Below are 14,745 nucleotides of genomic sequence, written 5' to 3' on the forward strand. Positions count from 1 at the left end.
AACAAAATTGTCATTACATCACACGACGAGATTGTGTGTAGGTTCTTGCCCAGTAATCTTCATCTAATGAACTAATTGTTACACCTTGGCTTGAACTTGCATGCATAAATTGGTTGTTACCAATATAAACACCTACATGGTTATTTCGACGGAAGAATACTAAATCGCCTTTACGCAATTCATTTTTTTGGATTTGACGACCTAAATAACGCTGTTCTGAAGTTGAACGTGGCAGTTCCATACCGTAAGCATCAAGGAAAGCTGTTTGCATAAATGCAGAGCAATCAATACCACGTTTTGTAGTTCCTCCCATTCTATAACGTGTTCCCACCCATTCGTCATAAACTTGATCAAGTGCTTTATCACCAATTAAACCAGATTTAGGACGGTTTGTTCTTAATTTAGGGTGAAGTCCACCTTTTTTTCCATCTAAACCAGCAATTAACCCTGTTAGCTCCACATCATCAGTCTCTGTAATTACACCATTATGGGCATGCCTAGGACCGTTAGAACAGGCTGTTGTTAATACAGCCAACCCTACAATAATCAAAATCTTCTTTAACATCGCTTTCAAATAATAAAAAAATATAAAAAAAACTGGGTGGATTCTACCAAAAAGTCATTATGCTCGCCAGTCTTTATTGAATTTTTATGCAATTTTGTGAGTGAGATCTCAAAAAAATAAGGGCGGCTCAATGAGCCGCCCTTAAAAAGATTAGAATTGATTATTTTTTCTTCGCTTTTGCATTTGGAAGATCGGTAATTGAACCTTCAAATACTTCAGCTGCAAGACCTATAGATTCATGAAGTGTTGGGTGAGCATGGATAGTTAATGCGATATCTTCTGCATCACAACCCATTTCAATCGCAAGACCGATTTCACCTAATAATTCACCACCGTTAGAACCTACGATAGCCCCACCAAGTATACGGTGAGTATCTTTATCGAAGATTAATTTAGTCATACCTTCAGCACATTCTGAAGCAATCGCACGACCAGAAGCTGCCCAAGGGAATTTAGCCACTTCGTAGTTTAAACCTTCTTGTTTACATTCTTTCTCAGTTTTACCCACCCAAGCCACTTCTGGTTCAGTATAAGCAATAGAAGGAATGACTTTTGGATCAAAGTAATGTTTTTGTCCTGCAATCACTTCTGCCGCAACATGACCTTCGTGCACACCTTTGTGAGCTAACATTGGTTGACCAACGATATCACCGATTGCAAAGATGTGAGGCACATTGGTACGCATTTGTTTATCAACATGAATGAAACCACGCTCATCCACTTCAACGCCTGCTTTACCTGCATCAATCAATTTACCGTTTGGCGTACGACCGATTGCGACTAATACTGCATCATAACGTTTAGTGTCGTTGCATGCTTTACCTTCCATTGAAACATAGATACCATCATCTTTTGCTTCAACTGCAGTCACTTTAGTTTCAAGCATTAACTTGAATTTTTTCTCAACTTGTTTGGTATAAATACCCACCACATCTTTATCTGCCGCAGGAATTACTTGGTCAAACATTTCAACCACTTCAACTTCAGAACCTAATGCATCATATACAGTACCCATCTCTAAACCGATGATACCACCGCCCATGATTAAAAGTTTTTTCGGTACTTCTTTTAATTTAAGTGCATCCGTTGAATCCCAAACGCGTGGATCTTCATGTGGAATGAATGGTAATTGAATTGGACGAGAACCCGCTGCGATAATCGCATTATCAAATTTAATTGTGGTTGGTTTACCATCACGATCACGTGCCACTAATGTATGTGGATCGGTAAACGCCGCTAAACCTTCAACAACGGTTACTTTACGTTGTTTAGCCATGCCTGCAAGACCGCCTGTTAATTTCGCCACAACCGCTTCTTTACCTGCGCGCACTTCATCTAAATCAATGCGAGGCTCGGCGAAATACACGCCGTTTTTGTTTGCGTGTTTTGCTTCTTCAATTACTTTCGCTACGTGAAGTAATGCTTTAGAAGGGATACAACCTACGTTTAAACATACCCCACCTAATGTTGAATAACGTTCAACAAGTACTGTTTCTAAACCTAAGTCCGCACAACGGAATGCCGCTGAATAACCTGCTGGACCAGCACCAAGTACCACAACTTGGGTTTTAATTTCTTTACTCATTTTTACCTCGTAAAAACGTTCAAATTTTTGACCGCACTTGCGATCCTTTCTGTAAGATGTGAGCCTAATCACTCACATCTTACTGCGTTAATTACATCACTAAGCGACGTAAGTCAGCTAATACGCCATTGATATAGCTTAAGAAACGAGCACCATCAGCACCATCGATCACACGGTGGTCGAAAGATAATGATAATGGAAGCATTAAGCGTGGCTCAAATTCTTTACCATTCCATACCGGTTGCATTTCTGATTTAGACACACCTAAAATAGCTACTTCAGGTGCATTTACGATTGGTGTAAAGTGAGTTGTACCAATACCACCTAAGCTTGAAATGGTGAAACAACCACCTTGCATATCAGAACCTGAAAGTTTACCGTCACGTGCTTTTTTGGAGATTTCCATTAATTCACGAGAGAGTTCGATAATACCTTTTTTGTTCACGTTTTTAAATACAGGTACAACAAGACCGTTTGGTGTATCTACCGCTACGCCAATATTGATGTATTTTTTAAGTGTTAATTTTTGTCCGTCTTCAGAGATCGAGCTATTGAAACGTGGGAACGCTTCTAATGCTTTTGCTACCGCTTTCATAATGAACACAACAGGTGTAATTTTCACATCCAATTTTTGTTTTTCAACAATTTTGTTCTGTTCTTTACGGAATGCTTCTAAATCGGTGATATCTGTGCGATCGAAGTGAGTAACATGTGGAATCATTACCCAGTTACGATGTAAGTTCGCTCCGGAGATTTTGTTGATACGGCTTAATTCAACTTCTTCTACTTCACCAAATTTGCTGAAGTCAACTTTCGGCCATGGTAATAAACCTAAGCCCGCACCATTTGCCACACCATTACCCGCAGCTGCAGAAGATACAGTGCCTGTTTCAAACGCTTTAACAGCAGTTTTCACGTAAGCTTGAATATCTTCTTTCACAACACGACCTTTACGACCCGTACCTTTTACGCGATCAAGGTTAATACCGTATTCACGCGCTAAGCGACGAATCACCGGTGTTGCGTGTGCATAGCCTGCGCTTGCGACAACTTGTTCTTGGCTTAAACCAGATACATTACCTGATTGTGCTGCCGGCGCTGCTGCAGATGCTGCTTGAGGCGCAGGAGCTGCCGCTGCCAGATCTGCTGCAGGAGCGGGTGCTGCGCCTGCCACTTCAAATTTCATAATTAATGAACCAGTTGAAACTTTATCACCTGATTTCACTAAAATTTCTTTTACCACACCCGCAAACGGAGCTGGCACTTCCATTGAGGCTTTATCACCTTCAACGGTAATTAAAGATTGGTCTTCAGAAACGCTGTCACCAACTGCAACCATGATTTCAGTTACATTAACTTCATCGCCACCGATATCTGGTACATTCACTTCTTTAATGGCTGAAGCTGTTGGTGCTGCTGCAGGCGCTGAAGCTTGTTGAGCAGGCGCTGCGGCTGGTGCTGCACCCGCTACTTCAAATTTCATGATTAATTTACCAGTAACAACTTTATCGCCCACGTTGATTAAAATTTCTTTTACTACGCCAGCAACCGGAGCAGGCACTTCCATTGAGGCTTTATCACCTTCAACATTGATGATTGATTGGTCTACTTCAACGGTATCGCCTACTTTCACCATAATATCAGTCACGTTTACTTCGTCTGAACCGATATCTGGTACATTCACTTCAACTACACTTGCAGCTGCTGGTGCGGCTGCCGGCGCAGATGCTGCTGCAGCTGGAGCAGGCGCTGCCGCATCCGCTGACTCTAAAACAAGCATTGGGGTGCCAGTTGTGACTTTATCACCCACTTTTACTAATACTTCTTTTACTACACCAGCTTCTGGTGCTGGTACTTCCATTGAAGCTTTATCACCTTCAACATTGATAATACTTTGATCAGCTGTAATGGTATCACCTACTTTCACCATCACTTCTGTTACGGTAACTTCATCACTACCGATATCAGGAATTTGAATTTGTTTTGACATGTTATCTTACCTTTAAAAAACGCAGTTAAAATTAACCGCACTTTATTTGTAGATGATCCTGTGTGCTTTCACACACAGGATATTCTTTATTAAGCGTAAAGTGGATTTAAAATTTCAGTTTTTAAACCAAATTTTGCGATTGCATCAGCGACCACTTTCGCATCAAATTTGCCTTGTTTTGCAAGCTCATGCAATGCTGCAACCACAACATAACGCGCATCCACTTCGAAGTGTTCACGTAAGTTTTCACGGCTATCTGAACGACCGAAACCGTCAGTACCTAATACGTGATAGCTTTGTGCTGGAATGAAGGCACGAACTTGTTCTGCGAACAACTTCATGTAGTCAGTAGCCGCAACTGCTGGTGCATCATTCATTACTTGAGCAATGTAAGGAACACGTGGTTTTTCAGTTGGGTGTAGCATATTCCAACGTACGGCATCTGCACCTTCACGCGCCACCTCTGTGAATGAAGGTGCGCTATACACGTCAGAGCTTACGCCATATTCATTTGCAAGGATTTGTGCCGCTTCACGAACGTGACGGAAGATAGCACCGGAACCTAATAATTGAACATGACCTTTGTTGCCTTTCGCTTCAACGGTTTCAAATTTATAAAGACCTTTACGAATACCTTCTTCTGCGCCTTTTGGCATTGCTGGTTGTTCGTAAGTTTCGTTTAATGTGGTGATGTAATAGAACACATCTTCTTGTTTTTCACCGTACATACGGTTGATACCGTCTTGTAGGATAACGGCCACTTCATAAACGTAAGCGGGGTCATAAGACACACAGTTAGGAATAACCAGAGATTGAATATGGCTGTGACCATCTTCGTGTTGCAAACCTTCACCATTTAATGTTGTACGGCCAGAAGTACCACCGATCATGAAACCGCGAGCTAATTGGTCACCCGCTGCCCACATTAAGTCACCCACACGTTGGAAACCAAACATTGAGTAGTAGATAAAGAATGGAATCATCGGAAGATTATTTACAGAGTATGAGTTCGCTGCCGCTAACCAAGATGATGCCGCACCTAATTCATTGATACCTTCTTGTAATACTTGACCATCTTTCGCTTCACGGTAGTAAGCGACTAACTCACGGTCAGAAGGCACATAGTTTTGACCATGCGGGTTGTAAATTCCGATTTGACGGAATAAACCTTCCATACCGAAAGTACGCGCTTCATCAGCAACAATTGGCACAATTTGTTTACCAATATTTTTATCTTTCAATAAGGTATTTAAGAAACGTACAAATGCCATTGTAGTTGAAATTGGACGCGCTTGCTCTTCCAATAATGGCGCAAACTCTTCCAATGCTGGCACTTTAAATTCGGTCGTAAATTTTGGTAAACGTTTTGGTAAGTAACCGTTTAACGCTTTACGTCTGCCGTGAAGATAATTGTACTCTTCCGAACCTTCTGGGAATGTGATGTACGGATAGTTAGGAATATCTTCATCTTTAATATCTAATTGGAAATGGTCGCGGAAAGATTTTAAACTCTCAATCGACATTTTTTTAGATTGGTGCGCAGTGTTTTTACTTTCTGCTTCAGGAATTTTATAACCTTTAACCATGTGCGCTAAGATCACAACAGGTTTACCTGCAGTTTGCGCTTTATGGAATGCGGCATAAAGTTTTTCTGAATCGTGACCACCACGTCTTAATGCCCAGATTTCATCATCTGTCATATCAGCCACTAATGCAGCAGTTTCTGGATAACGACCGAAGAAGTGTTCACGAACATATGCACCATTCTTAGATTTGAAGGTTAAATAGTCACCATCAAGCACTTCCATCATTAATTGGGTTAATTTGCCGCTAGTATCTTTTGCAAATAATTTATCCCAGCCACTACCCCACATGACTTTGATCACTTCCCAACCCGCACCAGCAAATAAACCTTCTAATTCTTGAACGATTTTGCCATTACCCGTTACTGGACCATCTAAACGTTGCAAGTTACAGCTTACAACGAAGATTAAGTTATCTAAGCCTTCACGTGCTGCGAATGTTAAATCACCTTTTGCTTCGATTTCATCCATCTCACCGTCACCAAGGAAAGCATACACTTTTTGATCTTTAGTGTCTTTTAAACCACGATTATCTAAATATTTTAAGAAACGAGCAGAACGGATAGCATTCACTGGACCTAGTCCCATAGATACCGTAGAGAATTGCCAGAATTCAGGCATTAATTTCGGGTGTGGGTAAGAAGAAAGGCCTTTACCTGGTTCACATTCCTGACGGAAATTATTCATTTGTTCTTCAGTAATACGACCTTCAACAAATGCACGAGCATACATACCTGGCGCTGCGTGGCCTTGGAAGAAGACTAAGTCACCGCCATTCTTATCTGTCGCCGCTTTAAAGAAGTGGTTAAAACAAACTTCATACATGCTTGCTGCAGATTGGTAAGTTGAAATGTGGCCACCTAATTCAAGATCTTTTTTCTGTCCACGCAATACCGCCATGATAGCATTCCAACGAACAGCACTACGAATACGACGCTCAATCGTTTTATCACCTGGATATACAGGTTGCTCAGAAGCGGGGATTGTATTGACATAAGGGGTAGTAAATCCACCTTTAGCAATATTCACACCACCGTTACGAGCCTGTTCAATTACTTGATTCATAATGTAATGCGCACGCTCTACGCCTTCTGCACGAATCAATGAATCAACTGCTGACAGCCAATCCTGCGTTTCAATTGGGTCAATATCGTTTACTAAGGTATCTGACATAGTCTTTCCTTATTTTTACTGAGTGAAAATAAAATTTGGTTCATAACCAAACGCGAAAATGAAAATTAAGCTTGCATCCATGTTACAAACATTTAACAAATGTTGTAAATTTTATAAGATTTTTTATAATAAAGATAGTAAATTTTCATTATACTGGTGCATTTACCCGTATTATTTTTATGCAGATTGTCAATCGTACGATTATTTTAGTACAATTCTGATACTTATTGCCTATTAATATGATAGCGCTGACTAAGATTAATTTAAAGCGTCAATAAAGATTTTTCATTTAGTCCAAGGAAAAATAATGAACACCACTACTCGCCGAATCTTTTCCTATAAGCATATAGCCTTAGTAGCTCATGATAGTTGTAAGCAAAATTTACTTACTTGGGTTCAAAAACATAAATCCGTGCTCACCCATCATCAGCTCTATGCAACGGGCACGACAGGCCATCTTTTATCGAAAGAAACAGGACTAAAAATAACTTCGCTATTGAGTGGCCCTATGGGTGGAGATCAACAACTTGGCGGACTGATTGCTGAGAAAAAGATTGATATGATGATTTTCTTTTGGGATCCGATGAATGCGGCCCCCCATGATCCTGATGTAAAAGCCTTAATACGTATTGCAACCGTTTGGAATATTCCCATTGCGATCAATCAAAGTACAGCCGATTTTCTGTTAACATCAAGCTTATTTGATCAAGAAATCAATATTGATATCCCCGATTATGACGGGTATTTAAAGGCGCGTTTAGATTAAAAATCAAATAATCCCGACCAAATAAAAAAGGAGATAAATTGCTTTATCTCCTTCTGATTATTTAACGATTATTACCTTGTCTGCATTGCTGCGCCCATTATTAACATAAATAATACGCCTTGAACTTGTTCTTCTGGAATCAGTTGACCATTAAGTTTGAGTTCGCCTTTTTCGAGCACTAAGGTAAGCGTCACATTTTTATCGTTATTCACCACAATATTTTGTGCTGCCGCTTGTTTCGCTTGCTCTTCAATTTTCTCTTTAACCAAAGCTTTATCTTCTTCTGGAGCAAATTGTGTCATGATTTTTTCTGCTGTCGCTTTATCTACATGAATATTTACCGCGAAATCCGTAAATTGTTTATATAAACTACCCGCCATTAAATCAAATTTCGGATCTTTCGCTAATGCCACATTTAAATCTAATGACACTTTACCTTGATTATCTGAAATTGACACTGGGTTAAGTTTAATTTGAGGCTGATTATTAAAAATAACCATACCATGATTTTCAACCCATGAACTTAAAATTTCAGATACCACTTCATTCTTCACATTTTTATCATCACTTACTGACTTAAAGACGGTGAAAAGTGCTTCAATCAAAGCATTTGCTGCGTTCGCTTCAATATGGTTTAATTCACCATTATAAGTTAATTTTCCAAAATCCTTCCCATCAACAGCTATCGAGTCTACCGTATTTTCACTTTTGGCACTCACGAAATCACCATCGAGCGAAATATCAGATTTTGCTTTAAAACCCTTTTCGACTACAGTGCTCTCTTTTCCCGCATGATCGAGCGTAGCCATTTCAAAACTGTCAATTAAAGAAGTGCTTTTTCCCGTATAAATGTAAGCCCACTTAGTTGGATTATATGAACCTTCGACTTTCATGCCTTTCATTTTCATTGTGATTGATTTAGGCATATCTTCGCCATCTTGCTCCTCCATAACTTCTGGCAAGACGGTAGCACTCACTTCATTTAAGGTCATATCATATTTGCCAGCGAGATCTTTATTGACATCAAAGCCCATATTGATATTTGACCAAGTGACTTTCGTTCCTGGTGACTCTGGATCAGTTAGCTCTCCACCTGCTAATTCAACTTTACCTTTTGTCGATAAGTTATAGCTAGTAGTTGCTTGATATTGAACAGGTTTATCTGATTTAAGCAAATCAAATAAAGGTTGGGTTGTTTCATTTTTACCAATCACACCTTGTGCTGAAAACATTGTTGGTACAAAGTTGAATTTTTCTAGCTGATTAAGAGGAAATGGACCATGATAAAGCTTAGTTGAAAATGGAATAGTAAATACCTTCCCCTCTTTGGGTAAAGATATAACCACTTCATCTTCCACTTGAGAAGTAAAGAAACCGCGCTCAAACTGTTTATTTTGATAAACAACCTTAAATAAATCAGATGAGCCTAAAGCCTGAGCTTGTTTATTTGCTAATTCAATTTGGCGTAAATATTCAGTTTGTGCTTTTTCGCCTGTAAACCAGGCCCCACCGACACCTACCGCACCAAGAGCCATAATCACACCTAATGCTACGGTTGATTTTTTCATTTTGATTCCTTTGCTAAATTAATAGATGATTAAAATTGTCAGCAATTTATCATAAAACACAATCTTTTTCTTATTTTTCCAAAATAATTTTATATTCCCCCTTGAACTTTGTTTCGTTGGACTTATTTTGTAAAACAAGAACAAAAGCGACCGCACTTTAAGAGGATGAAAAAATTTAAATCAAGCCTCTTGAAATGCGAAAAAATATCCACATCTTATTCATCGTAATGATTTACGACGAATTTAAAATTTACTTAGGAGTAACAAAATGGGAAAAATTATTGGTATTGATTTGGGTACAACAAACTCTTGTGTGGCAGTCATGGATGGCGATAAACCTCGCGTAATTGAAAACGCAGAAGGTGATCGTACTACCCCGTCAATTATCGCTTATACAAATGATAACGAAATTTTAGTGGGTCAACCGGCAAAACGCCAAGCGGTGACCAACCCGAAAAATACATTATTCGCAATCAAACGTTTAATAGGCCGTCGTTTTGAAGATACTGAAGTAAAACGTGACATCGACATTATGCCATTTGAAATCACTAAAGCAGACAATGGTGATGCATGGGTAAATGTAAAAGGTGACAAACTTGCACCGCCACAAATTTCTGCAGAAGTATTGAAAAAAATGAAGAAAACTGCGGAAGATTTCTTGGGTGAGCCAGTAACTGAAGCAGTAATTACCGTTCCAGCATACTTTAATGATGCGCAACGTCAAGCAACAAAAGATGCGGGTCGTATCGCTGGTTTAGAAGTTAAACGTATCATCAATGAACCAACAGCGGCAGCGTTAGCTTACGGTTTAGATAAAGGTCAAGGCAACAAAACTATCGCCGTATATGACTTAGGTGGTGGTACATTCGACTTATCTATCATCGAAATTGATGAAGTAGGCGGCGAAAAAACCTTTGAAGTATTGGCAACCAACGGTGATACCCACTTAGGTGGTGAAGACTTCGATAACCGTGTAATCAACTACTTAGTAGATGAGTTCAAAAAAGAGCAAGGCGTGGATTTACGTAACGATCCACTTGCAATGCAACGTTTAAAAGAAGCAGGTGAAAAAGCGAAAATTGAACTTTCTTCTGCACAACAAACTGATGTGAACTTACCTTACATCACTGCAGATGCTACAGGTCCTAAACACTTAAACATTAAATTAACTCGTGCTAAATTAGAATCTTTAGTCGAAGATTTAGTGGCGAAATCACTTGAACCTGTAAAAGTTGCATTAAACGATGCTGGTTTAAGTGCATCACAAATTGATGATGTGATCCTAGTGGGCGGTCAAACCCGTATGCCATTAGTACAACAAAAAGTAGAAGAATTCTTCGGTAAAGCACCTCGTAAAGATGTGAACCCAGATGAAGCCGTTGCTATCGGTGCAGCAGTTCAAGGTGGTGTATTAGCAGGTGATGTAACTGATGTATTATTGTTAGACGTAACACCGTTATCTTTAGGTATCGAAACCATGGGTGGTGTAATGACTACCTTAATTGAGAAAAACACGACGATTCCAACTAAGAAATCACAAGTGTTCTCAACAGCAGAAGATAACCAAAGTGCAGTAACCATTCACGTGTTACAAGGTGAACGTAAACAAGCATCAGCGAATAAGTCTTTAGGCCAATTCAACCTTGAAGGTATTAACCCTGCTCCACGCGGTATGCCACAAATTGAAGTAACCTTCGACATCGACGCTGACGGTATTATCCACGTTTCTGCGAAAGATAAAGGTACAGGTAAAGAACAACAAATCACCATCAAAGCCTCTTCGGGTTTAAGTGATGAAGAAATTCAACAAATGGTTCGTGATGCAGAAGCAAATGCTGAAGCAGACCGTAAATTTGAAGAATTAGTACAAGCGCGAAACCAAGCAGATCACCTTGTACACAGCACACGTAAACAATTAGAAGAAGCAGGTGACAAAGTTCCAGCTGAAGATCGTGCCGCAATTGAAAGCGCATTAAGCGATTTAGAAACTGCAGCGAAAGGTGAAGATAAAGCAGCAATCGAAGCTAAACTTCAAGCACTTGCAGAAGTGGCTCAAAAACTTGCTCAAGCTGCACAACCACAAGGTGATGCACAACAAGCTCAAAGTAGCAATCCAAATGATGATGTTGTTGATGCTGAGTTTGAAGAAGTGAAAGACAATAAATAATTCACCGCTCTTCTTACCATAAACAAAGGGCGTGGAAACACGCCCTTTTGGTGTATCTAACAAGTTCCCCTCTTTAGAAAAGAGGGGGGGGGGAGGGGTGATTTGATAGCGATATCAAATTTTCTTATGAGCTAAATTTACTTCTGCCAAATCTCCCCCCGCCCCTCTTTGCTAAAGAAGGGAGTATGTTACAAGCGGTCAAATTTACCCAGAATTTTGTAAATTTAAGTAATGGTTATGCCACTTACACTTTATCCACTTGCTAAAATTCGTACGCATAACACAAAGGAAAATCCCGCAGAAAAGATTGGACAGCTTTGGCAGAATAATTTTACCAAATTGCCTCAAAATGAGCCTTATTATGGTGTTTATCTGAATTACGAATCGGATTTTACGGGCTATTATGATGTTGCTGTTGCTCAAGAAAGTAAACCTGAAGGCAGTTTTTCAACCATTGAAATTGAAGATCTGACTTGGTATGAAATCTTCCCTACGACTTATAAATCAGTAGTTCAAACGTGGCAACATATTTGGAATAAAGAAAAGCAAGGCTTATTAAAACGTGCTTATAACGTGGATTTTGAAAAATATTATCCAAATGGAAAAGTGGATATTTACATTTCAATTTGCCCACATTGCTAAAAATAGCGAATGTAAGCGGTCAGAAATGACAAAATATTTGCAAATAAAAATACGGAAACATTATGGCAAAGAAAGATTATTACGACGTTCTTGGTGTTGAACGTGGCGCAGATGAAAAAGCAATTAAACGTGCTTACAAAAAACTCGCCATGCAATATCACCCTGATAGAACCAAAGGTGATAAAGCCAAAGAAGAAAAATTTAAAGAAATCCAAGAAGCCTATGAAATCTTAGGCGATAAAGAAAAGCGTGCTGCTTACGATCAATACGGTCATGCAGCCTTTGAACAAGGCGGCATGGGAGGCGGTGGCTTCAGTGGTGGATTCAGCGGCGCTGATTTTGGTGATATTTTTGGTGATATGTTCGGCGATATCTTTGGCGGTGGCGGACGTGGTCGTCAGCGTGTAGTTCGCGGTGAAGATTTACGATATGACATCCAAATTACGTTAGAAGAAGCCGTAAAAGGTACAACCAAAGACATCCAAATCAATACGCTTGCTCACTGTGATAGCTGCGATGGCACTGGTGCAGAAAAAGGCTCAAAAGTTGAAACATGTCCAAGCTGTCATGGTTCTGGTCGTATTCGTCGTCAACAAGGTTTCTTCGTAACCGAAGCCGTTTGTCCTACTTGTCATGGTTCTGGTAAGAAAATTGAAAAACCATGTAAAAGCTGCCATGGCGAAGGTCGTGTTCACAAGAAGAAAAACCTTTCTGTTAAAATTCCAGCAGGTGTGGATACTGGCAATCAATTACGTTTAAGCGGTGAAGGCGCAGCAGGTGAAAATGGTGCTCCAGCAGGTGATTTATATGTAGTTATTCACGTTAAAGAACATCATATCTTTGAACGTGATGGAAATAACCTCTACTGCGAAGTGCCAATTAGTTTCTCAATGGCAGCGTTAGGGGGTGAAATTGAGGTCCCAACCTTAGACGGTAAAGTAAAACTCAAAATTCCTGCGGAAACCCAAACAGGCAAATTGTTCCGTATGCGTGGTAAAGGAGTAAGCTCTACACGTACTGGCTACGCAGGCGATCTCATTTGCCGTGTGGTGATTGAAACACCAGTAAACTTAAATAAAGAACAAAAAGAATTATTAGAAAAACTGGAAGAAAGTTTGAAAGAACAAAAATCTCATAGCCCGAAATCTTCAAGCTTTTTAGACGGTGTGAAGAAATTCTTTGATAACTTAGGTAAATAATCCTAAACAGAAAGTGCGGTCAATTTTAAAACTATTTTGAAATTGACGGCACTTTTTTTATTGATAAAAAAAGGCATATTGAATATGCCCTCTTCTCTATTAATTAGTCTTTAAGCTTTAACCATTTGCTAGACAATGTTCCGGCTGTCATTGCACCATTCACATTCAGTGCAGTTCGTCCCATATCAATTAATGGTTCAATTGAAATCAATAAACCGACTAATTCTAACGGGAGATTTAAAGTCGATAACACCACAATCGCAGAAAAGGTTGCGCCACCACCTACGCCGGCAATACCGAAAGAGGAAATCGCCACCACCAATACTAATGTTGCAATATAGCTCACCGTAAATGGATCGACACCCACTGTTGGCGCCACCATTACCGCTAGCATCGCAGGATAAATCCCCGCACAACCATTCTGTCCAATTGTTGCCCCAAAGGTGGCTGAAAAGTTTGCTACAACAGGATTATTACCTAGTTTATCTGTTTGAGTTTCAATGTTTAACGGAATACTCGCCGCGCTTGAACGAGAGGTAAAGGCGAAACTCAATGTTGGCAATGCCTTTTTGAAGTAAGTAATTGGGTTAATACCAGATAAACCAAGTAACACACCATGCACAATAAACATCAAGATAATCGCAATATAAGACGCAACAATAAAACTACCTAAGTTCAAAATATCTTCCCATTTTGATGTAGCCGCCATTTTAATCATTAACGCAAACACACCATAAGGGGTTAAACGAATGACGAAGCGCACTAAACGCATGACTAATTTATTTAATGTATCAACCCCTTGTGCGATACGATCACCGAGTGATTGATCTTCTTTGCGTAAACTTAATGCTGCTACACCTAAAAATGCAGAAAAAATCACGGTGCTGATAATCGAAGTTGGATTCGCTCCGGTTAATTCTGCAAATGGATTTTTAGGAATAAAGGAAATCAACATCGCAGGAATAGAAAGGTTGCTGACTTGATCAACTCGTCCTACAACTTTCGCCTGTGCCGCTAACTCACGCTCACCCGCCACTAAACCTTCTGCAGTTAAACCAAACACTTGCACCATAATGATACCGATTAATGCCGCAATCGCTGTGGTAACTAAAAGCACGGAAAGTACGCTAAAACTGATTTTGCCTAATGAACCGGCTTGATTTAAACGCGTAATCGCAGAAAGGATCGACACAAACACCAACGGCATTACAATCATTTGGAGTAAGCGAACATAACCACCGCCCACTACATTGATCCAATCCAAGGCTGTTTTCACGGTTTCTTGCCCACCTAAAGATTGCAGTAATGCACCGCCTACAAGCCCTAATAACAAACCAACAAATACCGTTTGACCTAATTTTTGCGTGCTACGATAGAGATAATTAAGCCCTAAAAGCACTGCGACAAAAAGCACCAAAGTAAGAAATAACATTTTTATTCCTTAAGAAGTTGATAACTAAGTCTATTTAATGGTTTTTATCAAAGGAAATAAAATGTTTTTTAGGAA

The 14,745-nt window shown here is 39.7% G+C and carries 10 protein-coding genes; 4 read left to right on the plus strand and 6 right to left on the minus strand.

Annotated features, from left to right (window positions below; translation table 11 throughout):
* Positions 1-13 precede the first annotated feature (13 nt).
* From ACXVWB_RS09395 to aceE, 4 genes are all read right to left on the minus strand, one after another.
* Positions 14-565, minus strand: coding sequence for an NlpC/P60 family protein (locus ACXVWB_RS09395; RefSeq protein WP_049355365.1), 552 nt, complete (start codon positions 563-565; stop codon positions 14-16).
* Positions 566-725: 160 nt separating this feature from the next.
* Positions 726-2,150 (minus strand): dihydrolipoyl dehydrogenase, encoded by a 1,425-nt coding sequence (lpdA, locus tag ACXVWB_RS09400; RefSeq protein ID WP_049355366.1) that lies wholly within the window; start codon positions 2,148-2,150, stop codon positions 726-728.
* A gap of 91 nt (positions 2,151-2,241) precedes the next feature.
* Positions 2,242-4,140, minus strand: a complete 1,899-nt coding sequence (aceF, locus tag ACXVWB_RS09405; RefSeq protein ID WP_329505217.1) for a pyruvate dehydrogenase complex dihydrolipoyllysine-residue acetyltransferase — start codon at positions 4,138-4,140, stop codon at positions 2,242-2,244.
* 89 nt (positions 4,141-4,229) lie between these two features.
* A complete protein-coding gene (gene aceE / locus ACXVWB_RS09410; protein WP_049355368.1) occupies positions 4,230-6,896 on the minus strand; it encodes a pyruvate dehydrogenase (acetyl-transferring), homodimeric type in 2,667 nt (888 codons plus the stop codon).
* Between the two features lie 307 nt (positions 6,897-7,203).
* On the opposite strand from aceE, the gene mgsA reads away from it, so the two are divergent.
* A complete protein-coding gene (gene mgsA, locus ACXVWB_RS09415; RefSeq protein ID WP_128787098.1) occupies positions 7,204-7,662 on the plus strand; it encodes a methylglyoxal synthase in 459 nt (152 codons plus the stop codon).
* A 71-nt stretch (positions 7,663-7,733) separates the two neighbouring features.
* On the opposite strand, the gene ACXVWB_RS09420 is transcribed toward mgsA, so the two are convergent.
* Positions 7,734-9,230: a YdgA family protein gene (locus ACXVWB_RS09420; RefSeq protein WP_289902446.1), complete on the minus strand. Its 1,497-nt coding sequence runs from the start codon at positions 9,228-9,230 to the stop codon at positions 7,734-7,736.
* Between the two features lie 268 nt (positions 9,231-9,498).
* Between ACXVWB_RS09420 and dnaK the strand changes: the two genes are divergently transcribed.
* The 3 genes from dnaK (at position 9,499) to dnaJ (ending at position 13,238) form a co-directional block, all read left to right on the plus strand.
* Positions 9,499-11,397, plus strand: a complete 1,899-nt coding sequence (gene dnaK / locus ACXVWB_RS09425; RefSeq protein ID WP_289902447.1) for a molecular chaperone DnaK — start codon at positions 9,499-9,501, stop codon at positions 11,395-11,397.
* A gap of 237 nt (positions 11,398-11,634) precedes the next feature.
* Positions 11,635-12,039, plus strand: coding sequence for a GyrI-like domain-containing protein (locus tag ACXVWB_RS09430; protein WP_289902448.1), 405 nt, complete (start codon positions 11,635-11,637; stop codon positions 12,037-12,039).
* Positions 12,040-12,101: 62 nt separating this feature from the next.
* The gene (gene dnaJ, locus ACXVWB_RS09435) at positions 12,102-13,238 is read left to right on the plus strand and encodes a molecular chaperone DnaJ (protein ID WP_289902449.1); all 1,137 of its coding nucleotides are present in this window, start codon (positions 12,102-12,104) and stop codon (positions 13,236-13,238) included.
* 103 nt (positions 13,239-13,341) lie between these two features.
* On the opposite strand, the gene ACXVWB_RS09440 is transcribed toward dnaJ, so the two are convergent.
* The gene (locus tag ACXVWB_RS09440; protein ID WP_289902450.1) at positions 13,342-14,670 is read right to left on the minus strand and encodes an L-cystine transporter; all 1,329 of its coding nucleotides are present in this window, start codon (positions 14,668-14,670) and stop codon (positions 13,342-13,344) included.
* Between the last annotated feature and the right edge of the window lie 75 nt (positions 14,671-14,745).

It is taken from the genome of Haemophilus sp. SZY H53 (assembly GCF_054332375.1).